Source organism: Streptomyces sp. NPDC003635, assembly GCF_053587635.1.
This window is the reverse complement of sequence record NZ_JBSFOK010000065.1, coordinates 1-25,375: the sequence shown is the minus strand read 5'-3', so window position 1 is coordinate 25,375 and position 25,375 is coordinate 1. Positions and strand designations below refer to the sequence as shown.

The window sequence follows — 25,375 nt, the reverse complement described above, 5'->3', positions numbered from 1 at the left end:
CCGCGCCGGTCGCATTCCGGTTGTGCCGGTGGAAGCCCGCGCCGACCGTACTCCGGTTGTGCCGGTGGGACCCGTGCCTGCCGGGTCACCCGGCGACCGCTCAGCCCCGGCGGGCCGTCAGCAGCAGGTACTCCCACTCCATGGCCCCCTCGCGCAACGCGCCGCCCGCCAGGTCGGTGAGGGCGGCGTCCAGGGCGGCGCTGCGCTCGGGGTCGTCGGCGAGGTTGCGGTAGACCGCGATGGTCGGCCCGTAAACGGTCTTGAAGAAGTCGCGGAACTCCTCCGGCTCCCCGAACGCCTCGACACGGATCGTCTGGCGGCGCGCCTGGACGTCGGTGACGCGGTCACCGAGCAGCGCGCGCACGTGCTCCTCCTGCCCCCACAGGGGCGGCGGCTGGGCTCCGGGGGGAGGCGGCGGGGCGTAGGGCTTCATGGTGGCGAACATCTGCCCGATGAACCCCTCGGGCGTCCAGCTGAGCAGCCCGATGGTGCCGCCGGATCGGCACACCCGCACGAGTTCGTCGGCCGCGGCCTGGTGGTGCGGGGCGAACATGACGCCCACGCAGGACATCACCGTGTCGAAGGAGCCGTCCTCGAACGGCAGCGCCTCGGCGTCCGCCTCCTGCCAGCTCAGCGTGGCACCGCGGGCCTCGGCCTCCTCACGGCCCACGGCCAGCAGTTCGGGCGTGAGGTCGGAGGCGACCACGTCACCGCCTGCCAGCGCGGCCGGAATGGCGGCGTTCCCCGACCCGGCGGCCACATCCAGCACCCGGTCACCCGCCTTGACCGCGCAAGCCTCCACCAGCGCCGGCCCGAGACCTGCCACGACCTGCCGGGCCACCGCCGGGTAATCACCCAGCGCCCACATGGTCCGGTGCTTCGCCTTCAGCGCTCGGTCCGCCTCACGCGCCTCCGCCGTCTCCGCCATGCCACACGCCTCCTACGTCCGGTGCTGGGCCATCCTCCTTCGAGCCTAGGTGCCGGTGCGACGCCCGCCACCCGAACGCAGCCATTCCACTGGCCGGGGGGCTCCAGGGCCGGGCCGGCGCCGCGGGGCGGCCGCATCCGAGGACAGGACTTCATCGCACTACGACCTTCGAGCCACCATGAGCCTGACTTGGTCGGCGCAGGGGCAGGATCCGCTGCGCCGGACCGGTTCCGCCCCTGTCCGACATCGGGACGGCTGCACCAGGCGCTTCGGAAGCCGGCCTGGAGAGCCGTCGGCGCGACCTTCACGGCGACCAGGACGGGGAAGCCGTCGCTGACTCCCGCCCTCCACACAGCGGTTCCGGGAAACAGCACAGCCTCGATCGTCGTGCACGCCGACGTCACCGGACCGACGGCGCGGCTTCTTCTGCCGGATCCGTTCGCAGCCAGATGGTGCGCTGCGGGAAGGGGATGTCGATGCCGGCGGTGTCGAGGGCTTCCTTGACCCGGCGACGCAGTTCGCGTGTGACGGCCCACTGCTGCAGCGGAGCGGTCTTGACCGCGAGGCGCACGATGACGCCGTCGGCGTCCAGCGACTGCACACCCCACACCACGGGATCCTCGAGCAGGAGGTCGGCGTACGCCGGGTCCTGACGCAGAGCGTGTCCTGCTTCCTCCAGCGCGTGGTAGACGGTGTCGAGGTTGGCTTCGTAGGCCACGGCAACGTCCAGTACGGCGCGGGCCCAGTCCTGGCTGTCGTTACGGACGCGCAGAATCTCGCCGTTGCGGATGTGCCAGAGGCCGCCGTTGAGGTCCCGCACATGTGTGAGCCGAAGACCGACGTGCTCCACTTCCCCGACGGCCTCTCCGAGGTCGACCGAGTCACCGACGCCGTACTGGTCCTCAACCATGATCAGCAGTCCGGACAGATAGTCGGCGACCAGGCTCTGGGCACCGAACCCGATGGCCAGGCCGACCACGCCCGCACTGGCCAGCAGCGGCGCCAGAGCGATACCCACTTGATCGAGCACCATGGCGACGCCGACCAGCGACAGGATGATCGTCACGGTGCTGCTGAGGACCGAGCCGATGGTGCGAGCACGTTGCTCGCGCCGCTTCCGGCCCAGTGAACGGTCGCGGTGCATGACGACCAGGCCCCTGCCCGTTGCCCTGGGCGGCCTGCGCTCGTCGTCACCGCCCGAAGGTTCCAGGACATGACGGACGATCCGGGTGATGGCCCGTTTGGCGACCCAGCGGAGCACGGCCAGGACGGCGATGATCAACGCGATCCGGAGCGGGATCCCGATCAACGCGCTGGTGTGTTCGCCGACCCAGCCCGACCAGGGGGCGGCCATCGGTACTCGGGTGGTCAGGCCCGGCTCTGCGGGTGGGAGTGCGGTCAGCAAGGAAGGGCTCCATTTCTCGACGTACCGGGTGGTTCGTCGGCCGCGCCTACCCACTCTCGAAACAAGCATGATCTTCCGTGCGGGCGGCCGTGCGATGGCCGGGACCCTCTGATTCACGCGCCGATCGACGACCACCGGACCTGCTCGCGGCCGTTGCGGCAGCGGCGCTCGACACCGCTACGCGTTCGTGAGCGGCACCATCGGTGACCTGTCCCCCGTCGACGCCGTCGACGTCGCCCCGGCCCTGAACGGACATCGGCACAACCGGCCAGGTCCGCGGGCAGCCTGTGACCCCGGCCGAGAGCCAGGCAGTGGATCACTCGTCTGCGGCTGCCTCGTCGACCTCGCGGAGGGTTCCCCCGTCGGAGAGGGTCGCACGCACGCTCGCCCGTGCGGTGTCGTCGGGAGTGCGGACCGCCAGCGTACGACCCTGGGCGGTCTCCTCCACGTCCCCGCTGGCCCGCAGAGCGGTGACCTCGCGGCTGCCCGCCGCCAGAAGATACGTTCGGCCAGACGGCGCCTTCCATGAGGTGGCCGCCACGACATGCTGCCCGAACCTGCTGCAGGCGGCGGTGGAACGGGCCTGCGCCACCACCTTCGCCGGTGCGTCCGGGGCGTCGGAGGACTCCCGGAACTGCACCAGCACATCACCCGGTCCGCGCCAGCTGGAGACGCGACTGCACGACCACAGCGCCGTGCCGGCACCTTCGGGCAGGTCCTGTTCGGCGAAGTCCCAGTGGTTGACGGCCCGTACGTCACGGCCGCGCAGCGCGTCGAGCCGGCACGCGCCGTGCGCCCAGCTCGCGAGGGCGGCCGAGCTTGTCGCCTCCCTCGGCTGGCGGGCCCGCTGGTCCCTGCTCGGCAGCGGCGTGTACGTGAGGTGGGTTGCGGTCAGCCCGCCGAGATCGGTGACAAGGAACGCGTGCTTTTCCACGATGCGGCTGGAGGAGCGCAGTTGGAGCACCGGCCAGGATGAGCAGCCGCCGGCACCGGGTGGGGCGGGCACGTCGTCCGTGATGCCGTGTTCGTTCACGGAGAGCGGGCTGCCGGGGGTGTCGGGCCGGAGCAGGTCCCGCGTCTGGGCCTCGGCGATCCATGGTGCGGTCACATAGCGGACGGAGTCGTCACTGCGGGCAACCACCAAAGCCGCTGCGGTGGTCACATCCGCCTCGTCGGTCCGGGCGAACGCCAAGGTCGTCCGCGCGCCCCGCTCGGTGTAGCGGACCACTTGGTCTGCCTCGTGGAACAGCACGACGGTGGTGTCGTTCACCTTGCCCGCGTACAGCAACTGGGGTGCGCGGCGCGGAGGTTCTGCCGTGGTGGAGGCAGTGGTGGTGACGGCGGTATCGGCCGACGGTTCCGCCCAGACGTTCAGGGCTCGTCTCAGCAGGTCCTTGTCGTCGGCCAGTTCGCCTCGGGCGGGCCACGCGGTGAAGTCGACCCGGGAGGTGTCCGCCCACTGTCCCTCCGGTACACGGACCAGCTGTCCGAGGCTGGGCACCTTGACCACGGGGGCCGCCCGCAACGGCTCCTCGGGGTCAGTGGTGGTCACAGCCAGTGCCGCACCGGCCAGCGCGGCGGCCGCGAGCCCCGCGCAGGCGAGCTGCAACCGGCGCCTGCGGCGCAGTAGGTCGGTCGGCCGGATCTGCACGGAACAGGCGTCGAACTCCCGTGATCGCAGGAGCGTTTCCGCCGCCGGGCCGGCGTCCTGTTCGAGCCGGACCGCGGTCCGCAGCGCCCGCTCGGGTCGGCCCTCGCCCGCTGCCCGCAACAGCCGCAGGACCTCTTCGTCCGGCACACGCTCCAGGTGGCGCAGCACGAACGCCGCACGGGAGGCCGCGGGCACCCCGGCCAGCAGCCGGGCCAGCTGGACCTCCTCCTCGCCGCCCGCGCGTGGGAAGAGCCGCAGGCCCCATACCACCGGCAGAGCGGGCCGCAGCCGACGCGGCGCCGGAAGTCGGCGTGGCCAGCCGCGGGGCCGGATCTCGTAGCGCAGCGCCTCCCTGAGCACGCGCTCGCGCAGCCACGCGCACTCCCGTGACTCGCCGCTGCCCCGCTGCGCCGGCACACGCCGAGCCGCGGGAACCGTGCGCGACCCGGGCAAGGCGCGCTGGACGATGCCATGCGCGACCAGGACCCTGCGGTGTCTACCGAGTGAGGCCGGCAGTGTCAGATAGGCCAGGGCCACCAGCCCGGGATACTGGCCGACGAGGATGACCTCGGCCTGCTGGATGGTGGTACGCGCGCTGCGCCGGTGGTCAGTGGACATGAGCCGTACAGCCTTCCCGCGGGTGATGCCATGACGTCCCTGCGCTCAACCAAACGAGTGACCCGCGCGATGGTCACCTCAACTGGCCGACACCACCCGCCACGTCTCTGCCGCATGATGGGGCGGCTACCTCAGACGTAGCTCCAGCGTGTCCTTCGAGGCGCCGCCACCGCAGGTGGGGGCGCCCGCGGCGAAGTAGGCGCGGCCGCGCACCGCGCCGGCGCCGAATCCGTGCCGGCTCTGGGGCAGAGAGCTGCTCGTGGACCAGCCGCCGGTCTCCGGGTCGTAGGCGGTCACCTCTCCGAAGGTGCCTCCGCCGGAGCCGCATTCGCCTCCGGCGTACACGATCCGACCGTTCAGGACGACCGCGGCCCCGGCCGACCGGGGCGTTGGAAGCGGCGCCGCCGTGCGCCAGCGGCCCGTGCCGGTGTGGTAGACGTCGTGGCGGGCCAGGTTGTCGGTCACGTCGGCGACCCTGCCGCCGAACACGTGAATGTCGCGGCCGAGGACGGCGATGCCCGCGTGATCGCGTGGTTCGCCGGGCAGCGCTCGCGCGGTGGACCATCGGCGCCGGACCGGGTCGTACACGAGGTGGCTGTTCACCGTGCCGTATCCCAGGGAGATCGGGGGGTCCGGAATCGTGACGACCGACGTGGACTCACGTCCGCCGATGAGGTGGAGCTTGCCGCCAGCGGCCGCGACGGCGACCGATCCGAGCTCATGGGGCATGTCGGGCAGCCGGCTCCACCGGTCCCGAGCGGGGTGGTAGACGTAGGCCGTCGGTTGCGGGTTGAGGTGCACGGCGTCCGTGAACCCGCCGAAGGCGTACAGCCGTCCGTCGAGGGCGGCCACCCCGACGTGGGTGAGCGGGCGCGGCAGCGGCGCGTGTGACGCCCACCGGTCGGTGTGCGGGTCGTAGCTGGTGACCGTGTCCGAGGCCCACACCGGTGCCGCCTCGTCAGGCTGGAGGGTGCCCCCGACGACGTACAGGCGGCCGTTGAGGGTCGCCGCCCCGACTTCGGCGCGGGCCTGCGGCATGGGCGTCCTGGTCCGCCACTGTGCGTGTTCGTCGGCGGCGGACTCCGTGGCCCGGGCGCTGCTGGGGGATGTGGCAAGACCGAGGGCGGTGCTCGAGAGTCCCGCCAGTGCGCTCAGGGCGCTTCGTCGTGAAAGTGGCATGACCCGACTGTGCGGTTGGCCTCTGGCCGACGTCCAAGACCTGTCCGGGAGATCCGATACCGGATGGGAATCGTGGCTGGCCAGGGCCTCCTGTCCCGTCTCCCCCAGGCAGGCCCGGCCCGGCGTCGCGCACCGGGACGGGCTGACGTCAAAACTGCCTCAACGAGCTGTTCCGGGCGACGGGGAGCGGCCGTTGGTCATCTCGGGCGCCTCCGGAGCGGTAGGCGGCCGTGGCGATCCGCACGAATGACTGGAGCAACGAGTTCGTGGGGCCCGCCTTCCAGGCCGCCACCACGCGGCTCGGCGCCATGTCGGTCAGCGGGACGACGGCCAGTTCCTCGGACAGGTGGTGCCCGAGCGGGGCCATGCCGACCGTGCCGTTCCACAACACGGCCTGCACGCACTCCTGGACGCCGCGGACGACCGGCCCCTCACGCGGTTGTCCGCCGTTCCAGTACGACCGCCAGAGCGGATCGGTTCCGCCGGGGAACCGGAACCAGCGCCGGGCCGCCAGGTCGGCCAGTGCGAGATGGCCGCGGCGGGCCAGCGGGTCATCGGCGCGCAGCACCGCGCCCACCGGGTCGGCGCGCAGTTCGTGCACGATCAGGCCCGCCTCGTCGAACGGTGCGCGGGTCAGGGCGACGTCGACCAGTCCGGCACGCAGGCCGCAGGTCGGGTCGGTGAGGTCGGTCTCGCGGATGCGGACCTCGACCTCAGGGTGCCTGCGGCGGTACGCGGCGGCCAGCCGCAGGGCACCCGGGTCGCTGCCGTCGCCCAGCAGGCCGACCGTGAGGACGGCGGCACCGGCGGCCGCGGCGACCCGGACCCGGACCTGGTCGGCTCGGTCCAGCAGGGTGCGCGCCTCGTCCAGGAGTGTCGCCCCGGGTGGGGTGAGGGTGACGCCTGCGGCGGAGCGGTGGAGCAAGGGGGTACCGAGGTCGGCCTCGAGCTGCTTGATCGCCCGGCTGAGGGGAGGTTGGGTCATGCGCAGGCGGGCGGCGGCCCGGCCGAAGTGGAGTTCCTCGGCCACGGCCACGAAGTAGCGAAGGGTGCGCAGCTCCATGGCCGTTGACGATACCCAGGCGGCTGGAGCACCGATCGCCCTGCCATCGACGTGCGGGCACCATTCAAATACCGGTATAGTTTTACCGGTATAGTTATTGGCTTCGCGAGGAAACGGGCACATGATCGAGATCCTGAACCCCTCCCTGCTGGCCCGGGCGAAAGACACCGGCGCCCTGGTCGCAGACATCCTGCAGACACTGAAGGGCCGGAGCACGGTCGGCACGAACCTCCTGGACATCGACCAGTGGGCCAAGACCCTGATCATCGAGGCGGGAGCCTCATCCTGCTACGTCGACTACGCACCGTCCTTCGGACGCGGCCCGTTCGGCCACTACATCTGCACGGGCGTCAACGACGCGGTGCTCCACGGACGCCCCCACAACTACGCACTCGCCGACGGCGATCTGCTCACGCTCGACCTCGCCGTCTCCAAGCGCGGCGTCGCGGCGGACGCCGCCATCAGCTTCGTGGTCGGCGGCACGCAACCCTCGGAGAGCATCGCGCTGATCGAGGCGACCGAACGCGCCCTGGCCGCGGGGATCGCCGCCGCCGGCCCCGGAGCCCGTATCGGCGACATCTCCCACGCCATCGGCACAGTCCTCAGGCGAGCCGGATACGCGATCAACACCGAATTCGGCGGGCATGGCATCGGCTCGACGATGCACCAGGACCCGCACGTACCGAACACCGGGCGACCCGGCCGCGGTTACAAGCTCCGCCCCGGACTGCTGCTGGCGCTGGAGCCGTGGGTCATGGCCGACACCGCCCAACTGGTCACCGACGCGGACGGCTGGACGCTGCGCAGCGCGACGGGCTGCCGGACGGCACACAGCGAACACACCATCGCCATCACCGAGGACGGAGCCGAAGTCCTCACGCTGCCGACGCCGACGCCGTCGAAGGGCTGATGTCCCCGCACGACGAGCCATTCGCCAGCACCGCCGACCCCACGTGGCGTGTCACGCGGAACCAGTGGTCTGCGGACTCCTCCATCGCCGCACGCGTACAGTGTCGGTGGGCGCGGTGAGATCATGAGGAGTCAGTTTTGACCGCCGTCAGCCCTGAGCACGCCTCCGTCCCCGTCGACACGGGCGAGGTGACGCTGCTGATAGCCCGCCGCGTGGAACCCGGCCACGAAGCCGCATTCGAGCGGTGGGCGAAAGGAATCCTCGAAAGCGCCGCCAGCTTTCCCGGGCACCTCGGATACGGGCTGTTCCGCTCTTCCGGTGGCGACGCGCCATGGTTCCTCGTCCACCGTTTCCGCGACACCGAGGCGTGCCGGGCCTGGCAGGAGTCACCTGAGCGCGCGGCCTGGTTCGCCGACTGCGACGGACACCACCACACCGAGATCGCCCGGCGGACACTGACCGGCATGGAGACCTGGTTCGCCAAGCCGGGCTCGACACGGCCAGCGCCGCCGCGATGGAAGATGGCGATCAGCGCGACCTTGGCCATCTACCCGATCTCCGTGGCCGGCAGCCTCTATCTGCTGCCCCATCTGACGGCGCTGCCCCTGGTGCTCAGCAGCGCGGTGGTGGCAGGCGTCTTCAATGTGCTCATGACGTACGTGGCGATGCCGGCCGTGAGCAGACTCCTGCGCGACTGGCTGACGCCATAGCGTCTCGGAAACGGAGCACCTCTGACTGCGAGCTGCGGTGGCATGCGGCCGTCGGCAGCTCCGTGGTCGGCGCAGTGGGGGCCGCTGATTCGACGCTCAAACGCTGCAGTTTGCCTTGGTGCGACATGGGGCGGGATGGTGTGAGGGGACCGTGTTCTTCAGCACCTCGTGCAAGGAGCCGAAGATGACGACGCAGGAAACGGCCCTCTACGCGTACCTCAGTTACGCCGACGCCTCGGCGGGCATCGGCTGGCTGGAGGCGCTGGGCTTCGTCACGACCGCACGTCAGGACGGAGAAGGCGGCGCGGTCGTCCATGCCGAGCTGCGCCTGGGGGAAGCCGTCGTCATGGTCGCGAGCTCGGACGCCGCCTACGACATCCCGCCTCTGAAAGGCCTCTCGACGGGCGCCGGACTGTATCTGGCCGTAGCCGATGTCGATGACCTGTTCGGCCGCGCCGTGGAGGCGGGCGGGCGGGCGGTGTTCCCTCCGGAGGACACCGACTGGGGCAGTCGGCGTGCTCGAGTTCTCGATCCGGAAGGCCATGAGTGGAGCTTCGGGAGTTACCGGCCTGGACAAATTCAGCCCACCTGAAGTCGGGCCCCGCAGAGTCAGCCGCCCGAGCGCCTCCGGTACGGCGCCTCGCGGGAGAACTGCATGTCCCGTGGAGCGGCCGCATCTCCGGCCGGCGCGGGTACTCGGAGCGTCGACGGCCACGTGACACTCGGCGGCACTTGCTCAAGGTGGCGGCGCGTCGGCAAATTCAGCCCAGGAGCATCCGAACGCATCCGCGCAGCGGAAACACAGGTGCGCTCGATGCGCTTTGTCTCCTTACCGGGGCAAGCCTCGACGGAGGTCTGAGGCATCCGTCTTGTCCCTGATCAGCGATGATCCGGAGGTCGATGATGACTGAGCAGCTGCGTCCTCCCAGTGAAACGCCCGCGGTGGAAGGGTCGACCGCCGAGGCGCACCAGGAAAGGCCGGACGGCGGGATCTGGGAGCACCCCCTGTGGTGGCTGTCCCTGGTCGTGATCGGCTCCCTGCTGATCGCCGCACTCTTCCTGGTGCGCGTCGTTGCGATGTGATCCGCGGCGCCCTGGGCACTCGGCCCGCAGCCGGTCGGGCGAGGCCCGGCGGCCCTCCGGAGGTGACGACGGCGCGGAAGGGGCGATCGGGTTGGCGGTGCCGCTCGGCCTCGGTGGGGCCGTCCTCGATCAGTCGGACCGGGTCTACGCTGAGACGCGTACCGCCACAGGTCCACGTCCCGGGTGGCGCGCCGGCCACTCGCGCGGGCCCGCCCTGACGGGCGCCACGCGCCGCCGAGGACGCCGACCCGGGTGTGGGAAGGAGGCGAGCGCGCCATGAAACTGCTGCCGGACCTCAGCCCCGTACGCGACCGGGTCGGCGAGGCGATCTTCTCCCGGGTCGCGGGACCGGAGGGCCCGGCCAACCGGGCCCGCATCCACGGCGCGCCCGGCCCACGCTGGTTCGGCCCCGAGCGTCCCATCCGCCAGGTGCACGGCGACGCCTCGATGTTCACCGGAGGACTGGCCGCCCTGCTGCTGCAGTCCCTGCACCCGCTGGCCATGGCCGCCGTAGCCGGACACTCCGGCTTCCGCGGCGATCCCTGGGGCCGGCTCCAGCGCACCAGCACGTTCCTCGCGGTCACCACCTACGGCCCCGCCGACCACGCCCAGGAAGCCTGCGACCAGGTCCGCGCCGTCCACTCATCCGTCCACGGCACCGCCCCCGACGGCCGCCCCTACGCCGCCTCCGACCCGCACCTGCTGTGCTGGGTCCACATCGCCGAGACCGACTGCTTCCTGCGCGCCCACCAGCGCTACGGCGCCCAACCGCTGGACGACGCGGGCTGCGACGGATACGTCGCCGACATGGCGCGCATCGCCACCGCGCTCGGTGTGCCCGACCCGCCCACCAGCCGGGCCGGACTCGACCGCTGCCTGGCCGCCTACCGCGACGAACTGACCGCCACGCCCGAAGCCCGCGCCACCGCCCGCTTCCTGCTGCTGCACCCGCCGATCCCCTGGCCCGCCCGCCCGCCGTACACCGCCCTCGCCGCCAGCGCCGTCTCCCTGCTGCCGGCCTGGGCCTGCCGCGAACTGCGCCTGCCCCGCGTCCCCATAGCCCAGGACCTGCTCGTACGGCCCCTCGGCACCGCCATGACCGCCGGCATCCGGTGGGCCATGACCCCCACCCGCGCCAGAATCCGCTCGGGACAGGCGTGACGCGCGGCGAAGTCCTGGCCCGGCGACGGCGGGGCGCGCGGCAGTACGGCCCGCCGTGACCCGCCGTGCTCATGAGAGGGGTCGCGCGGGGACCGCCCAGCCGTGCGACCGCCCGGACCGTCGGCATGCCTCCTACACTGGACAACCGTGGTCCAGCCACCTCCCGGCACCTGGCCGCACCCTCGCACCGGAGCACGCATGCACCACCCTTCCCCCTTCACGGATGACGACGGTTCCGGCGCACTGTTCGCCCTGGACGCCCTCCGGACGGGGCCGGACGAGGAAAACGCCGCCCGGGAACAAGCGAGCGCGGACCCCCTGTTCCGGGACTCCGCGATTGCCCGCCGGATGCTGCCCGTGCGGGAGATCCTCGCCGAGCCGGCCGCTGCCGTGTCCGCGCGCGGCCGACAGATCATCGCCCGGTTTCCCGAGGCGCGGCTGACCACCGTGGACTCCCACTGGCGCATCCCCGGACTGCACGGCAACGAGGGCAACGTCGACCGTTGGGTGCGCGTGAAGAGCGAGACCCTGGTGCTTGGCGAGAGGAAGACGCTCACCACGCGCCCCAACGGCAGGTCCGCGGACTGGATCGCCCCAGGCGCCTCGAACGGCTGCGCCATGGCGTGTGCCTACTGCTACGTGCCGCGGCGCAAGGGGTACGCCAACCCGATCACCGTCTTCACCAACATCGACCAGATCATCGGCCACATCGCCCGGCACATCGCACGGCACGGACCGAAGCCGGAACCCAACCAGTGCGACGACACGGCCTGGGTGTACGACATCGGTGAGAACGGCGACTGCTCGGTGGACGCCCTGGTCTGCGACAACACGGCCGATCTCGTGCAGGCCTTCCGCCATTGGCCCACGGCCAAGGCCTCCTTCGCCACGAAGTTCGTCAACCCCGACCTGCTCGCGCTGAACCCGCAGGGCCGCACCCGCATCCGCTTCTCCCTGATGCCGCCGGACGACTCCCAGCTCCTGGATATCCGCACATCGCCGGTCGCCGACCGGATCGCCGCAGCCGCGGACTTCCTCGACGCCGGCTACGAGGTGCACTTCAACTTCTCACCCGTGGTCGTCCGGCCCGGCTGGCAGGCCGCCTGGGCCGACCTGCTCCGGGAACTGGACGACGTCCTGCCCGAGCGGGTGCGGCGCCAGGCCGCCGCCGAGGTGATCATGCTCACGCACAACCGGGAGCTGCACGAGGTGAACCTGGGCTGGCATCCACGTGCCGAGGACGTCCTGTGGCAGCCCGGCCTCCAGCAGGCCAAGCGCTCCGAGAACGGCGCCCTCAACGTGCGCTACCGCAACGGCGTCAAGGCCGACGCCTTGCGGACCCTCCAGGGCCTCATCGGCTCGCACGTCCCCTGGCTGCGCGTCCGCTACGCCTTCTGACGCCGTCTCGACGCCGTGGGGGTGCGAGGGACGGGCAGAGTGATCGGCCCAGGGACACAGGGCGCGTCGTAGCGCGCCTGCTTCCGCCGCACCGCGTGGGCCGTGGTTCGAACCCCGCCGCTGCCGGGAAATCGCCGCGCATGCCGTTCCCCGAGCGGGGCATCCGGCCCCAGACATGGAAAGGGGGGCTTGGATGAGCCCGGGGCTGAAGGTCTCACTGGCGCGCGGCGGCACGAGCGATCCGTCCGACTGGGCATGGATCGCCGCGGTCTTCGCGCTCTACCTGCTGATCGGGTACGGGCTGGAGTACCGCTCGAAGAGACGCAAAGGGGCTGCCCGCCCCGCGAAGGCGGCGGCGCAGGGCCTGTTCTCCGAGCGCGAGGAGGTCAAGCCGGGTCAGCAGTTCGCCAGCCGCATGGTCATGCTGTGCGGAGCGCTGGTAACGGGGCTCGCGGGTTTCTTCACCCGGAACACACCGACGTTGGTGCAGTACCTGACTGTGGGCACGGTGGCGCTGCTCGGGATCTTCGCGTGGGCGTATTTCGACCACCGCACCGAGCCGCGCGACGACTCCGGGTCCCAGGAGGCCTGACCTGCACGTGGGACCAATCGCCGGCGGGCGGCCGAGGAATCCCGGCGCCGCCTCGCTCCGAGCGCAGATGCCATGTATCAGTGTGACGGTGGCCGCCCCTCCGGAAGTCGAACTCAGGGAATCGGTGCGGCAGCCACCGACGCGTGTGCGGACTCGCTGTGGGCAGTTGGACAACCACCACGACCAGGAGGAGGGCCGGCATTGTGGGCACCGCCGTACACGTACCGCAGACCAGGGACATGCTGGGCGAGGAACTGTCGGGGGACGAGGCGTTCACCGCGCTGCGGCACTACGGCGGGCTGCGGCTGCTGGTGGACTCCTTCGTCCGGTTCCGCTATGCCGACGGCTTCACCAACGCGCGGGCGCTCGCCTTCCAGGTGGTCCTCGGCCTGGTGCCCTTCACCGTGGCGCTGGTGGGCCTGGCCACCTCGGTGCACACCGAGTCCGTGGGACGGGCCGTGGAACTCACCCTGGCCGAGATCGTGCCCGGAACGAGCGGCGAGGTGGTCGCGGACGCCTTCGACACCACCCGCTCCAGCGCTGACGGCAACGTGTGGAGCACCCTCGCGCTCTGGCTCGGCCTGGGCTTCGCGCTGCTGAACCTGGCGTCGGCGATGGGACAGATCGAGCGGGGCGCCAACCGCATCTACGGCATCGAGCGCGACCGCCCCCTCCCCCGCAAATACGCCCGTTCCCTCGCCCTGGCCCTCGCCGCCGGCCTGCCGATGATCGTGGGCTTCATCGTCCTGGTGGCCGGAGAAGCGGTGAGCGACGCCGTAGCGACGTCTTTCGGATGGTCCCTGGGCACACCGGGCTGGCGAAACGCCCTCCAGGTGCCGGTGGGGCTGGCACTGGCATGGATCGCCTCAGCCGTGATCTTCCGGTGGGCACCGCGCCGGGTCCAGCCCGGCTACACCTGGCTCGCCTTCGGTTCCGCCCTGCACCTGCTGCTGTGGGTGGTGGCGACCTGGCTGCTCGCCCTCTACGTGGAAGGCAGCGGCGCCTTCGGGGCCCTGTACGGCCCCCTCACCGCGTTCATCGCCCTTCTCCTGTGGGCCAACCTCACCGCCGTGGCCCTCTTCTACGGCATCGCGTTCGCCGCCCAGCTCGAAGCAACCCGCGCCGGCATCACAGCACCGGCCCACCCCGACCCCGGACCCGGCGACTGAACGGCCGGGCTCCGGTGCGGGGCGGTTCTCACTGGTCGGCCGGGGCGGTGCTGAAGAACTCGACCATCCGCTCCAGGCCGTCCGCGCCGAACATGGTGTCCAGGCTGGCGGCGGACTCGGCGGCGGAGGCTTCGCCACGTGGGAAGAGGGCGTTCTCGTACTCGGTCAGGGCGGCCTCGGTGTCGTCCGGGCGGGCGGCGACGGCGAGGGCGAGCTCCGCGCCGTCGATCATGGCGAGGTTGGCTCCCTCGCCCGCGAAAGGGGACATGAGGTGGGCGGCGTCACCGAGCAGGGTGACGCCGGGGACGCGGTTCCAGCGGTGGCCCACGGGCAGGGCGTGGATACGGCGCGGGGTGAGGGTGTCCGCGTCGGCGACCAGGCCGCGCAGGCTGTCGTGCCAGCCGTCGAAGTGGGCGAGGACCGCGGCCTTGGCGGCGGCGTCGTCGCCGAAGTCGATGCCGTCCAGCCAGTCCTCGTCGGCCTTGAGCGCGGTGTACACGTGGAGCGAGCCGTCGGTCTCCCGGTGTGCCAGGAGGGCACGCTCGTGGCCCAGGGCGAAGAAGGATCCGCCGCCGATGACGGCCGCGCTGCGCGGGTGGCGGGTGTCGGCCTCGTACAGGTCGGTCTCGACGAAGGAGATGCCGGTGTAGGCCGGCTCGGCGTCGGAGAGCAGCGGCCGGACGCGCGACCAGGCGCCGTCCGCGCCGATGAGGAGGTCGGTGGTGACGACCGAGCCGTCGGTGAACGTGACCTCGTGGCGGCCCTCGCCCAGTGAGCGGGCGCCGGTGGCTTTGCGGCCCCAGTGGACCGTGCCGTCGGGCAGGGAGTTCAGCAGCAGGTCGCGCAGGTCGCCGCGGTCGACCTCGGGGCGCTCGCCGGTGCCGTCGTCCTCCTCGGCGACGTGCACCGCGCCGTCGGGGCCCAGCAGGCGCATGGCCTGGCCGCCCTCGTGGACGAGCTTGAGGAAGTCGTCGTGCAGGCCTGCTGCGTGCAGGGCCCTTTGGCCGTTCTCCTCGTGGATGTCGAGCATGCCGCCCTGTGTGCGGGCCTCCGGGCCCGTCTCCTGGTCGAAGATCGTCGACTCGATGCCGTTGACGTGCAGGACTCGGGCGGCGGTCAGGCCGCCGAGGCCTCCGCCGATGATCGCGATGGGGATGTGGGTGGGGGTGCTCATGGTGAACCTCTTTCACGGAGGTGGGAGGCGTGGCGTGTGCGGGCGCCGTGCGGGACAGCACCGCGTAATCGCCTGGCGGCGGCCCTTCGGCCACTTCCCACGTTAACGAACATGTTCGTAGCGAACAAGTTCGTCACTGGATGTGCGGGGCCACATGGACACGCCCCCGGTCCGGCCCGCGTCGCCCGCCGGACCCGGAAAGGGCGGGCTCAGTCGGCCGGGTCGGGTACCGGAGTGTGCGTGATGCCGTTGACGAGGACGTCGAAACTCCAGCGCATCCGGCCCCCGGCCGCACCCTCGATCAGGTCCGGCATATGGGCGGTGATGGCCGGGTGCGTGGCCTCGTCGACGGCGCGCAAAGCGCGCACGGTGGCGTTCCAGTCGTCCTCGGCGGCGGGGTCCTGCTCCTGGGTCGAGTGCTCCGCGGCCGTGGCCGTGGCGTCCTGGAGCAGCTTGTCCACGCCCCAGGCGACCTGGGCGCGGGGGGCACCGCTGCGTGCGAGCAGGTCGAGGATCCGCTCCACCAGCCGCAGGTAGTTCTCACCGCTCGGCCTGGCCACGAGCGCGGACCGGGCGAGCTGCGGGTGCTCGAACAGCACCTCGGTGTACGACGTCATTACCGTGCGGAGCTGCTCGCGCCAGTCGTCACCGCCGCCCCGGCCACTCAGGTCCACCTCGCCCAGCAGCGCGTCCAGGACAGCCGCGTGCAGCTCGGCGGTGTTGGCGACGTAGACGTACAGGGAGGCCGGGCCGGTGTCGAGCTCCTGTGCCAGGCGACGCATCGTGACCTTCTCCAGGCCCTCGGCCCGCATGATCCGGACGGCCGTGTCCACGATCCAGCGCCGCGACAGGGCGGGCTTCGCGGGACGCTCACGTCGACTGACCGGTTCTCTTCTGGCGCTCATGACACCGATCGTAACGAACGCGTTCGGCGATTTTGGGGGCTGACGCGGGCGGCTGGACCACCGCCCGCGCCCGTGCCGTCCGGCCTCGTCCAGGGGCCTCGGCCATCGGAGCCGGAATCGGTCGTCAGTTCAGGTTCCGGGCCCGGCGGCGGCGCACTATGACGAACACGGCCACCCCCGTGAACACCGCCCCGGCAGCCACGCCCGTGATCGGCAGCGCCGATGATCCGGTCGCTGCCAGGTTGCCGCCCTGCGGCGTGCTCCCGTTACCGCCGGTCGACGACGACCCGCCGACCGCTCCGCTCGTCGACCCGCCCGCCGATCCACCCGACCCGCCGGTCGTTCCGCCCGTCGATCCGCCCGAGCCGCCGGTCGAGTCGCCCGGCGAAGCGGTCGGCGAAGTGGTCGGCGAGGCGGTCGGACCCCCACCCGAGACGTCCAGCGTGATGTCGGCCTTGTCGTTGGACTTGTCGGGGTCGAACGGCCGGGCCTCGGTGCTCAGGGCCACCGAGCCTTTGGCGTTCGCCACCCTCTTGTCGATCTTCAGCTGGAAGGTGTACGGCTCCCGGCCGCCCTCGTTGAGAGCCCGCTGGCCCATCCCGCAGTTGTACGCCTTGCCCTTGGCCTTGCAGAACCCGGGAGCCTTGGCGATCGACGTTCCGGCGGGGGGCGTGACGATGACCCGTACGGTCGGCTCCCCCAGCTTCGCCATGAACCAGGCGGGCCCCGCGTTGGTGAACTCCACCTTCATCGGCACCGTTTCGCCGACGCGACCCTGCAACTCGGCACCTGTCACCTGGAAGTCGGCCGTGTTGACGGAGGTGACGGGCAGGATGACGACTCCCCTGGTCCCCTCGCTCCCGGCCTGTCCTTCGACCAGCTTGACCGCCGGCGCCGTTCCCGCGACCGGGGGAAGGCCGTTGTCGTCCGGCCCTGGATCGTTCTCACCGACACGCAGCAGCAGCTCGTCGTTGAACGCCCGGTCCAAGGCCTTGGCCTGCAAGGGCTTCTCGAGTGTGTAGACGGCACCCGGTTGCACCGGCTGATCGAACCCGCACACCGCGGTCCAGCGCTCCGGCATCTCGTCGTAGGACCGGACCTGCTGTGTCCAGCAGTTGGAGGGAACCTCCGCGAAGTCGAGTCCCCGGGTGACGGCGTAGGTGACCCACACCTTCTCGGCGACCGCGGTGCCCTTGTTCGCCACGGTGACCGGCAGATCGAAGGTGCTCCCCGGCTGCACTCCACTGATCGGCTCAACGCCTCCGATGACCATCTCGGGGGCGGGTTCATCGGCGAAGGCGGCCGGAGCGGCAGCCAGCGCGATCAGACCGGAGGCGCCGAGGGCGGCGACAGCGACTCTCGCGGGGCGACGGTTGTGCGGGGGCATCGGCATGGAGGGAACCTCAGTCGGAACGGGGGCAAACGGACGGTGTCCACCGGGAGAACGGAGTGTCGACCGCTAGACACCTACCGGCCCCGAACGGTTGCACGTCCGGCGCCTCCTTCTCGCGTGGGAGCCGCCGCCGACGGTACGTGGGGCGGCAGGCCCATGTGGCCGCCTAGCATGGTGATCACCAAGAGAAGGAAGAACCCGGGCATGCTGGAGCGGCTGAACCTCGCCATGGAGCACATCGAGCTCCATCTCGACCAGCCCATGGAGATCGAGGATCTGGCGCGCACCGCGGCCACCTCGGAGTACCACCTGCGCCGGATGTTCTCCTCACTGGCGGGTCTGCCGCTGTCGGAGTACATCCGGCGCCGACGGCTCACCCTGGCCGGCGCCGACGTACTCGCGGGCCGTGAGACGCTGCTGGAGATCGCCGTCCGCTACGGCTACAGCTCCGGCGAGGCGTTCGCCCGGGCATTCCGCGCGATGCACGGCATCGGGCCCGGCGAGGCCCGCCGTACCGGTGCCGCGCTCAACTCCCAGTCCCGGCTGGCCTTCCGCCTCACGATCGAAGGCAACAGCACGCTGCGGTATCGCGTGGTCGACAAGGCGGGCTTCACCGTCGTCGGGCTCAAGACCCGGGTACCGCTGGTGCACCGGGGGGCGAACAAGGCGATCATGGACTTCGTCCGTGAGATCAACCCCGTGATCCTGGAACACCTGGAGCAGCTGTCGGACCAGGAGCCCCACGGCATCGTCGCCGTGTGCGACGACCTGGACGCGAGCCGCGCCGAGGGTACCGAACTCGACTACTACCAGGGGGTGGTCACCTCCGCAGCCGCTCCCCCGGGCGTGACCACGCTGGCCGTCCCCGCCGGCGCCTGGGCGGTCTTCGCCGCCTGCGGGCCGGCACCGCAAGCCGTCCAGGAGCTGTGGCGGGACGTCTTCACCCAGTGGTTCCCCTCCAATCGCTACCGCAGCCGACCCGGTCCCGAAATTCTGCGCACCCGTCTGTCCGCGGACGGCACCGAGGCCGATGCCGAGCTGTGGCTCCCGGTGGAACGCGAGCACAGCTGAACGCAGACCCCGTCGCCGTCGTCGCGGCGGCCTCGGCCAACCGTACGAACGCGATGCCCGCCGCAGGAGCCGGCCTCAACTCGACCAAGGGGCAAGGTCAGCGCCCGACAAAGTCGGTGCGGAGAATGTCGGGTGACGATCACCGGCCCCGCCGCACGATGGGGTCATGGATGACACGACCTTGGTATCCCGCTTCGTCCGCGACGGCTTCGTGAAGCTGGAGGGCGCCGTCGCACCACGCGTCGCCGCGGACTGCGCGCGGCTGCTGTGGCGAGAGACGGGCTGCGACCCGGACGATCCGGCGACGTGGACGCGGCCCGTGCACTGGGTGGCCGGCATGGCGCAGGGGCCGTTCGCCGCCGCGCCCAACTCCCCTTCCCTGCACCATGCGTACGACCTGCTCGTCGGCCCGGGACGCTGGGAGCCGCGGTACTCGCTCGGCTCGTTCCCGTTGCGGTTCCCGCACCAGGAGGAGCCGGACGACGCCGGTTGGCACATCGAGGGGAGCTATCTGCCGGACGGCGAGAGCTGGTACTTCACCAACTTGCGCTCCCGGGGCCGGGCGCTGCTGATGCTGTTCCTGTTCAGCGAGGTCGGCGAGGAGGACGCCCCCACCCGGATCCGGGTCGGGTCGCACCTCGACGTGCCGGAGGTGCTGCGGAGTTACGGCGAGGACGGGGCGAGCGGCCTGGCCCTCGCGCCCGATCTGGTGGCGGCGTCCGACCACCGGCCGGTCGCCCTCGCCACCGGGTCCCCGGGCGACGTCTTCCTGTGCCATCCGTTCCTCGTCCACGCGGCGCAACCGCACCACGGGGTACGGCCGCGGTTCATGGCCCAGCCGCCCCTGATGCCGGCCGCGCCCTACGAACTGGAGCGGGCCGACGGCGCGTACTCACCCGTGGAGATCGCGATCCGTCTGGGGCTGGGAGAGGACACCCCGGGACTTTCCGTGCCGGAAAGTTTCGACTTGCCATGACGGAAACACGCTGCCTAGAGTTTCCGTCATGGAAACCAACGGGGGCACCATCCGTCCGAGCGTGCAGCAGGCACGCGCCGCGCTGGCCGACACCGAGCGGGTCCGGGCCTCAGCCGTGGCCTTGTCCGCCACGCCCTGGCCACGCTGGTTCGCCACCACACTCACGCTGTACGTCGCTGCCGTACCCCCGGTCTACGGAGGCACCCTGGCAAGCCCCCAGTGGCTGCTTCCCAACGTCGCCTGGGGCGTCATCATGGTGGTGATGACCGTCGCGTACCTCGCCCTGTTCGCGGTCGCGGGCGCGAACTGGAGCAAGAAGACGGGAGTGGCGCTGCGCCTGGACGTACTGCCCAAGCGCGCTACCGTCCCCCTCATGATCGGGCTGCCCGTGGTGCTGGTGGGCTCGCCTTTCGCCTTCCGCGCCAGCGGGGAACCGCTGTGGCTGTTCGCCGCCTCCGCCGTCGGGGCCACGGTGTCGATCGCCTTCCATCTCGCCTTCGTGCGCCTGCACCGGACCACCTCGTGACCCGCTCCGCCTCCGACCCGATGGACGGTTTCGACGCCACCATCCACGCCCCCAACCGGCTGCGTATCTGCGCGCTGCTCGAGGCGGCCGGCGAAGCCGAGTTCGCCGTGGTCCAGCAACAGCTCGACGTCTCGGCCTCCGTACTGAGCAAGCACGTCACCGTGCTGATGGAGGCCGGTTACGTCGAACAGCGCAAGGCCGTACGCGACACCCGCCAACGCGTCTGGCTGCGCCTGACCCGGCAGGGACGCCAGGCGTACCAGGCCCACCTCGCCGCCCTCCGCGCCATCGTCGGCCCGTAGCGCGCCGGCTCTCTGCCCGTCCGGCGATCTGCCGATCCCGTCTCTTCGCAAGCGGTGCACGCTCACCTGAGCAGTGCGACGACCGCCGCTTCCACGGAGTCGAGGTCCGGATCGCCGCCGGCTGACGTATCGACACGTATGACGGCATCGACTCCGCCTGGCGGTTCGAAAATCGCCGCCCTCATTTCACCCCGTTCGAACTGAGCCGAGAGCTGCCGGTCGACAGCGCTCCCCGTGGCCGCCCGGGATCGGAGGCGCTCGCCGACGACCGATGCGTCGGCGCCGACGTGGACGGCGAGCACGCGTGCGTCGCATGCGAGGAGCGTGTCCACCAGGGTGCGTGACAGCACCGAGGACTCGACGACGAAGCTCACCCCCGCGGAGGCGAACAGCCGTGCCGCGTCGACCATCACGGCCTCGGCGCGGAAACTCAACGGCCCGCCCGCGACGTGGAAATCAGGGTTGAGTTCCCTACGGCCGTCTTCGGCGACGGAGGCAGCAGACAGCCCGATACCGCGCTTGATCTCGTCCCTGGTCAAGAAGGGCACCCCGAGGCGGCGCGCGCTCGCGTCTGCGACGGTGGTCTTCCCCGCCCCCGGAGACCCACATACGGCGACCACGACCGGCCGTTCCTGTCTCACCATCCGCCGATCCTGCCGGATCTTGATCACCGTGTCCACGAGACGGTGTGGAGGGCAGTTCCCGGAGGCGTGCGTTTGCCGTTGGCGGATCCGGCAAAGCGAAGTGCATGAGTCAATCGAACAGCGGCACGAACCAGAATTCCGCATCCAAGCGCAGCGCCTCCACCAAGGCCCGTCAGGCCGCGTCGAAGGCGACTGCCCCCGCGTCGAAGGCGGCGGACGCGGCAGCCGACAAGTCCGGTGACGCGGCGTCGGCCGCCGTGGGCGTGGCCGAGCGTACGGCCGGAGCCGGCACGAAGGTCGCGCAGGTCACGGCCGAGCGGGTCCAGGCCGGACGCCAGGCCGTCGTGGACGCCTCCGGACAGGCGGTGGCCCTCGCCTCGACGGCCTGGACGGTGATCGCCCATCGCAAGCTCCTCGCGGCCGGTGTCGGCGTGGGCTTGTCGGCGCTGACTGCCACGTCCTATCTGGCGGGTCGCCGTGCGGGGCGCCATACGCACGGTCCGATCACCCGTCTGACCGGTGGCCGGATCTGAGATGACAGGCGAGCCCCGTCATACAGCGGGGCACACCTGTTGTCACCTTTCGCGGCTGCTTTTGCGGGAGGCCGAGAGGTCGCGTTGCGCGCTCTCTCGACCTCCCGCAATGGTTTCCGTGACGAAGCCGACGGCCGCCGGTCAGTCGGCCGGGGTCAGGGCGACCTCGGCGCTGCCCGAGAGGGACGGCAGGCCGGCCGGGGGCGTGTCCGTGTAGGTGGCGTTGAAGACCGCCTTCAGGTTGTCCGAGCCGGAGTGACCGCCGTCGACGAACGTCTTGAACGATCCGGAGCAGCCGTTGCTCGTGGACAGCGGGTGTCCGTGCGAGTCGTGGCCGAGGATGAACGAGACGGTGACCTTGGAGCAGTCCACCGGCTGGTCGTCGGTGACGGTGACCTCCCAGGTGACCGTGTCACCCCAGTGGAACGGCGTGCCGCCGTGCGGAGCGGGGTCGGTGGTGAGCGCGACGACCGGCGCCTTGTTGCCGACCACGACCGGTACCGACGCGGAGGCCGAGCGCCCGGTGCGGTCGGTGACCTTCAGCGTGGCGTCGAACACGCCGTTCGTGGTGAAGGTGTGCTTGGGGTTGGCCTCCCTGGAGTCCACGGTGCCGTCGGCGTCGAAGTCCCAGGCGTAGCTGAGGGCGTCACCGTCGGCGTCCTTCGTGCCGGCGCTGGAGAACTGGACCGTCAGCGGGCTCGTGCCGTTGGTCACGTCGGCGGCCGCCTTGGGCTCCGGGGTGCGGTTGCCCCGGGTGAAGTCGATCCGGGAGAGCTGGGCCTCGGGCAGCTCCGCGAAGTACCCGGTGCCGTACTCCAGGACGTACAGCGCGCCGTCGGGGCCGAACTCGGCGTCGATCGGGCCGTCCGTCTTGATCGTGGGGATCGCGTCCTCGATCTTCTGGATCTCGTTGCGCTTGTTGAGGGTGAGGGCCTTCATCTGGTCGCGGGTCCACTCGTAGAAGAGCGGCTTGCCGTCGAAGTAGGCGGGCCAGCGGTTCTCGGCCCTGTTGTGCTTGTCGTAGCGGTACGCGGGTCCGCCCATCGGGCCGATGCCGCCGGTACCGAGTTCCGGGAATTCCGCGGAGGCGCCGTAGCCGTAGACCATCTCCGCGTCCGTGACCGGCGGCAGCTCGGCCAGGCCGGTGTTGTGCCGGGAGTCGTTGACCGGCTTGGCGCAGTTGAACGCGCCGCTCGACTTCTGGGTGGCGAAGTCGTAGTCCTGGTACGGCATGTCCTGGGTCACGCAGAACGGCCAGCCGTAGTTGGCGGGGCGGTCGATGACCATCCAGCGGCCGTGTCCGGCGGGGCCGCGGTCGGGCTTGGCCTGGTTGGCGTCGGGCGAGTAGTCGCCGACGTAGACCTCGCCGGTCTTGTCGTCGACCCCGAAGCGGAACGGGTTGCGCAGGCCCATGGCGTAGATCTCGGGGCGGGTCTTCGCGGTGCCCGGCGCGAAGAGGTTGCCGTCGGGTATCGCGTAGCCGCCGTCGCGCTTGACCTTGATGCGCAGGACCTTGCCGCGCAGGTCGTTGGTGTTGCCCGAGGTGCGCCGCGCGTCGTAGGCCGGGTTGCGGTCGGGGCGGTCGTCGAGCGGGGCGTAGCCGTCGGAGGAGAAGGGGTTGGAGTCGTCACCGGTGGACAGGAACAGGTTGCCCTTGTGGTCGAAGTCGATCTTTCCGCCGACGTGGCAGCAGATGCCCCGGTCGGCGGGCACGTCGAGGATCTTCTGCTCGGTGCCGAAGTCGAGCTTGTTGCCGACGAGTTTGAAGCGGGAAAGCCGCGTGACGCCCTCGTACTTGGCGAAGTCGGCGGGCGTGCCGAACTGCGGTGCGTCGCCTTCGTTGACGCCCGCGGTGGCGGGGTCGTCGACGGGGGTGTTCAGGCGGGGCGAGTAGTAGAGGTAGACCCAGCGGTTCTTGGCGAAGCCGGGGTCGACGGCGATGCCCTGCACGCCTTCCTCGTCGTGCTGGTAGAGCCCGGCGGGGCTCTTCTTGAGGTCGGCGGCGAGGAAGTTCACGCCGCTCTTGGGGTCGTGGATGCGGACCTCGCCGGTGCGTGCCGTGTGCAGCACCCGACGGTCGGGCAGCACGGCGAGGGCCATGGGCTCGCCCGGGCGGTCGTTGAGGGTGACCTTCTGGAAGTCCGCCGAGGCCGGCGGTGCGGGATCCGGTTTGGCGGCTTGGGCAGGGGAGAGCGGCAGGAGCCCCACGGCTCCGGCCAGCGCAGCCGCCCCCACGAGGGTGACGATCCGTCTGTTGCGCACTCAGAACTCCTCTGATCTGGTCGGCGGCACCGCGATCCCGGGGGTGTGGCCCCGGTCGGCCGCCGCAGAGTGACATCGGGTGAAAGCCCGTGCGGTGGGAGGCAGTTGGACGCTAAAGCGCCCACTTTCAACTCGTCAAGGACAAAGTTTCAACTTTCTCGGGGAAAGTCTGTCCCGGTGTTTCAGCGTGTTCAGGGTGTTTCGGGCAGGCCGGGGTGACCCGCCCCGCGCCGAGGCGCCGGGGCGGGTCCTGCGGGTGACGCCGCGTCAGTGGCGGGCGCGCAGCGCCGCGAGGTTGTCGTAGCCGACCCGGGCGAAGTCCAGCGACTGGCCGGGAATGCTCGCGCTCGGTGCGTTGTCCTGCTCGACCATCGGGTTGTGGTAGTTCTTCGCGCCCACCCGGATGAAGAACCGGCGGTAGTCGATGTCGCCCGTGCCGAACGGCACCATGTCGTAACCCAGCCCGCTCTGTGGGTTGACCACGCCGTCCTTGGCGTGGAAGAGCGGGAAGCGGTTGGTGTTGCGGGACACGAGCGCGGCGGGGTCGAAGATCTGCTCCCGCTGCGAGCCGTCGTGGGCGGTGTAGGTGTGGAACTTGTACTGGGCCACGTGTGCCCAGAAGACGTCCAGCTCCAGGTAGACGCTTCTGCGGTCGGTCACCTCCAGGAAGTACTCCAGCTTCCTGATGCCGGAGCTGCGGGTCGGGCGGCCCTGGGCGTCGAGCGGACCGCCGTCGAGCAGGAAGTCGTAGGCGCTGTCGTGGTTGTGGGTGTAGAGCTTGACGCCCTCACGGCGGGCGATGGCGCCCATGGTGTTCCACTTCTCCGCGGCCACGTCCCAGTCGGCCCGGTAGGGGCTGCCCGTGGGGTCGCCACCGGTGCCCATGTGGTCCATGCCGAGGATGTTGGCGATCTCCAGGTTGAGCTTGAAGGTGTCCAGGTCGGCCTGGGTGAGCGGCCAGGACGGCGGGATGAAGCCGTGGCTGCCCTGCGCGCGCAGCCCGTACTCGTCGAGCCAGGAGCGCATCAGCTTCGCGCCCTGGACGGTGCCCAGGTTCGCGCCGCCGGGCGCGTTGGCGTGCTGGGCGTAGCCGGCGAACTCCACCTGGCGGTAGCCGAAGCGCGCCAGCTGCCGGAAGACCTCACGGAAACCGGAGGGCAGGTCGGAGGCGAGCGGGTCCCGGCCGATCGCGTCGCGGACGGTGTAGAGGATGATGCCGCGCTTGTGCGGCGGAACCAGCGCGGAGCGGCCCCGGTCCGCGCCGGCCGCCTCCACGTCGTCCTGCGCCAGGGCGGGAGCCGCCCCGAACACCGGTGCCGCGATCGCCGCGGCGCCGACGGCCGTGCAGGTGCTGAGGAAACTGCGGCGGCTGACGCCGAGGGCGCGGCGCAGGGAGTCGCCGGTGACGGATTCGTCGTTGAACGTGGTCACAGTGTGTCTCGCTTTCGTTGTCACGGTGCTGCGGGATGCCTGACGACAGCCGCCCTCAGGAGAGGCCGGCGAGCCGCAACAGCAGGGACTTCACATCGGTGGCCGCCACGCGGCCGGACACTGCGCGGGGGGTGGAAACCAGGACGAGCGGACCGTCGTCGTCGCTCGTGGGGAGGCGGCCGTGGCTGCCGCGAACAGGTGAGGGATCCAGGGGCACGACCGCCATGCGGTAGCGCATGCCGAGTTTCTTGCGGGCCAGGGCGGTCGCGGCCTTGACCTTGACGTAGGGGT

The 25,375-nt window shown here is 70.9% G+C and carries 24 protein-coding genes and 1 pseudogene; 13 read left to right on the top strand and 12 right to left on the bottom strand.

Annotated features, from left to right (window positions below; translation table 11 throughout):
• Window positions 1-100 precede the first annotated feature (100 nt).
• From ACWDRW_RS36785 to ACWDRW_RS36765, 5 genes are all read right to left on the bottom strand, one after another.
• On the bottom strand, window positions 101-928 hold the full coding sequence (locus ACWDRW_RS36785; protein ID WP_451731771.1) for a class I SAM-dependent methyltransferase: 828 nt from the start codon (window positions 926-928) through the stop codon (window positions 101-103).
• 400 nt (window positions 929-1,328) lie between these two features.
• A complete protein-coding gene (locus ACWDRW_RS36780) occupies window positions 1,329-2,333 on the bottom strand; it encodes a mechanosensitive ion channel family protein (protein WP_451731768.1) in 1,005 nt (334 codons plus the stop codon).
• Between the two features lie 316 nt (window positions 2,334-2,649).
• Window positions 2,650-4,602 carry a hypothetical protein gene (locus ACWDRW_RS36775; protein ID WP_451731766.1) on the bottom strand — a complete coding sequence of 651 codons (1,953 nt, stop codon included), beginning with the start codon at window positions 4,600-4,602 and terminating at the stop codon, window positions 2,650-2,652.
• 126 nt (window positions 4,603-4,728) lie between these two features.
• Window positions 4,729-5,781 carry a Kelch repeat-containing protein gene (locus ACWDRW_RS36770; RefSeq protein ID WP_451731764.1) on the bottom strand — a complete coding sequence of 351 codons (1,053 nt, stop codon included), beginning with the start codon at window positions 5,779-5,781 and terminating at the stop codon, window positions 4,729-4,731.
• Window positions 5,782-5,929: 148 nt separating this feature from the next.
• The gene (locus ACWDRW_RS36765) at window positions 5,930-6,844 is read right to left on the bottom strand and encodes a LysR substrate-binding domain-containing protein (RefSeq protein ID WP_451731761.1); all 915 of its coding nucleotides are present in this window, start codon (window positions 6,842-6,844) and stop codon (window positions 5,930-5,932) included.
• A 121-nt stretch (window positions 6,845-6,965) separates the two neighbouring features.
• Here ACWDRW_RS36765 and map point away from each other — a divergent pair, with 121 nt between their 5' ends.
• From map to ACWDRW_RS36725, 8 genes are all read left to right on the top strand, one after another.
• Window positions 6,966-7,754 carry a type I methionyl aminopeptidase gene (map, locus tag ACWDRW_RS36760; protein ID WP_451731758.1) on the top strand — a complete coding sequence of 263 codons (789 nt, stop codon included), beginning with the start codon at window positions 6,966-6,968 and terminating at the stop codon, window positions 7,752-7,754.
• A gap of 137 nt (window positions 7,755-7,891) precedes the next feature.
• On the top strand, window positions 7,892-8,464 hold the full coding sequence (locus tag ACWDRW_RS36755) for an antibiotic biosynthesis monooxygenase (RefSeq protein WP_451731755.1): 573 nt from the start codon (window positions 7,892-7,894) through the stop codon (window positions 8,462-8,464).
• A 184-nt stretch (window positions 8,465-8,648) separates the two neighbouring features.
• On the top strand, window positions 8,649-9,056 hold the full coding sequence (locus tag ACWDRW_RS36750; protein WP_451731752.1) for a VOC family protein: 408 nt from the start codon (window positions 8,649-8,651) through the stop codon (window positions 9,054-9,056).
• Window positions 9,057-9,367: 311 nt separating this feature from the next.
• Entirely contained in the window at window positions 9,368-9,547 is a 180-nt protein-coding gene (locus ACWDRW_RS36745) for a DUF6480 family protein (protein WP_451731749.1), read from the top strand.
• A gap of 276 nt (window positions 9,548-9,823) precedes the next feature.
• The gene (locus ACWDRW_RS36740) at window positions 9,824-10,708 is read left to right on the top strand and encodes an oxygenase MpaB family protein (protein WP_451731746.1); all 885 of its coding nucleotides are present in this window, start codon (window positions 9,824-9,826) and stop codon (window positions 10,706-10,708) included.
• 198 nt (window positions 10,709-10,906) lie between these two features.
• On the top strand, window positions 10,907-12,106 hold the full coding sequence (locus ACWDRW_RS36735; protein WP_451731743.1) for a spore photoproduct lyase family protein: 1,200 nt from the start codon (window positions 10,907-10,909) through the stop codon (window positions 12,104-12,106).
• 193 nt (window positions 12,107-12,299) lie between these two features.
• Window positions 12,300-12,698, top strand: a complete 399-nt coding sequence (locus ACWDRW_RS36730) for a hypothetical protein (protein ID WP_451731740.1) — start codon at window positions 12,300-12,302, stop codon at window positions 12,696-12,698.
• Between the two features lie 203 nt (window positions 12,699-12,901).
• On the top strand, window positions 12,902-13,867 hold the full coding sequence (locus ACWDRW_RS36725; RefSeq protein ID WP_451731737.1) for a YihY/virulence factor BrkB family protein: 966 nt from the start codon (window positions 12,902-12,904) through the stop codon (window positions 13,865-13,867).
• A gap of 28 nt (window positions 13,868-13,895) precedes the next feature.
• On the opposite strand, the gene ACWDRW_RS36720 is transcribed toward ACWDRW_RS36725, so the two are convergent.
• From ACWDRW_RS36720 to ACWDRW_RS36710, 3 genes are all read right to left on the bottom strand, one after another.
• Window positions 13,896-15,041, bottom strand: coding sequence for an FAD-dependent oxidoreductase (locus ACWDRW_RS36720; RefSeq protein ID WP_451731735.1), 1,146 nt, complete (start codon window positions 15,039-15,041; stop codon window positions 13,896-13,898).
• A 209-nt stretch (window positions 15,042-15,250) separates the two neighbouring features.
• Window positions 15,251-15,946, bottom strand: a complete 696-nt coding sequence (locus ACWDRW_RS36715; protein ID WP_451731732.1) for a TetR/AcrR family transcriptional regulator — start codon at window positions 15,944-15,946, stop codon at window positions 15,251-15,253.
• 124 nt (window positions 15,947-16,070) lie between these two features.
• Window positions 16,071-17,339, bottom strand: a complete 1,269-nt coding sequence (locus ACWDRW_RS36710) for a hypothetical protein (RefSeq protein ID WP_451731730.1) — start codon at window positions 17,337-17,339, stop codon at window positions 16,071-16,073.
• 204 nt (window positions 17,340-17,543) lie between these two features.
• Between ACWDRW_RS36710 and ACWDRW_RS36705 the strand changes: the two genes are divergently transcribed.
• The 4 genes from ACWDRW_RS36705 to ACWDRW_RS36690 all read left to right on the top strand — a co-directional run bounded on the left by ACWDRW_RS36705 (window position 17,544) and on the right by ACWDRW_RS36690 (window position 20,214).
• Complete coding sequence (locus tag ACWDRW_RS36705; protein WP_451731801.1) at window positions 17,544-18,410, top strand: AraC family transcriptional regulator; 867 nt, start codon at window positions 17,544-17,546, stop codon at window positions 18,408-18,410.
• A gap of 166 nt (window positions 18,411-18,576) precedes the next feature.
• The gene (locus ACWDRW_RS36700) at window positions 18,577-19,386 is read left to right on the top strand and encodes a phytanoyl-CoA dioxygenase family protein (protein ID WP_451731727.1); all 810 of its coding nucleotides are present in this window, start codon (window positions 18,577-18,579) and stop codon (window positions 19,384-19,386) included.
• Window positions 19,387-19,414: 28 nt separating this feature from the next.
• Window positions 19,415-19,912, top strand: coding sequence for a hypothetical protein (locus ACWDRW_RS36695; protein WP_451731724.1), 498 nt, complete (start codon window positions 19,415-19,417; stop codon window positions 19,910-19,912).
• Window positions 19,909-20,214 (top strand): transcriptional regulator, encoded by a 306-nt coding sequence (locus ACWDRW_RS36690; RefSeq protein ID WP_451731721.1) that lies wholly within the window; start codon window positions 19,909-19,911, stop codon window positions 20,212-20,214. Before ACWDRW_RS36695 ends, ACWDRW_RS36690 begins: the two co-directional genes overlap by 4 nt.
• A 62-nt stretch (window positions 20,215-20,276) precedes the next feature.
• Here the strand turns inward: ACWDRW_RS36690 and ACWDRW_RS36685 are convergent, their stop codons facing one another.
• The gene (locus ACWDRW_RS36685) at window positions 20,277-20,894 is read right to left on the bottom strand and encodes an AAA family ATPase (protein ID WP_451731718.1); all 618 of its coding nucleotides are present in this window, start codon (window positions 20,892-20,894) and stop codon (window positions 20,277-20,279) included.
• Window positions 20,895-20,962: 68 nt separating this feature from the next.
• Between ACWDRW_RS36685 and ACWDRW_RS36680 the strand changes: the two genes are divergently transcribed.
• The gene (locus tag ACWDRW_RS36680; protein ID WP_451731715.1) at window positions 20,963-21,391 is read left to right on the top strand and encodes a hypothetical protein; all 429 of its coding nucleotides are present in this window, start codon (window positions 20,963-20,965) and stop codon (window positions 21,389-21,391) included.
• 141 nt (window positions 21,392-21,532) lie between these two features.
• Here the strand turns inward: ACWDRW_RS36680 and ACWDRW_RS36675 are convergent, their stop codons facing one another.
• The 3 genes and pseudogenes from ACWDRW_RS36675 to ACWDRW_RS36665 all read right to left on the bottom strand — a co-directional run.
• Window positions 21,533-23,653: a PQQ-dependent sugar dehydrogenase gene (locus ACWDRW_RS36675; protein WP_451731712.1), complete on the bottom strand. Its 2,121-nt coding sequence runs from the start codon at window positions 23,651-23,653 to the stop codon at window positions 21,533-21,535.
• A gap of 267 nt (window positions 23,654-23,920) precedes the next feature.
• The gene (locus ACWDRW_RS36670; RefSeq protein WP_451731710.1) at window positions 23,921-25,084 is read right to left on the bottom strand and encodes a sugar phosphate isomerase/epimerase family protein; all 1,164 of its coding nucleotides are present in this window, start codon (window positions 25,082-25,084) and stop codon (window positions 23,921-23,923) included.
• 55 nt (window positions 25,085-25,139) lie between these two features.
• Window positions 25,140-25,375, bottom strand: a pseudogene (locus ACWDRW_RS36665) (alkaline phosphatase family protein); the annotation flags it as partial.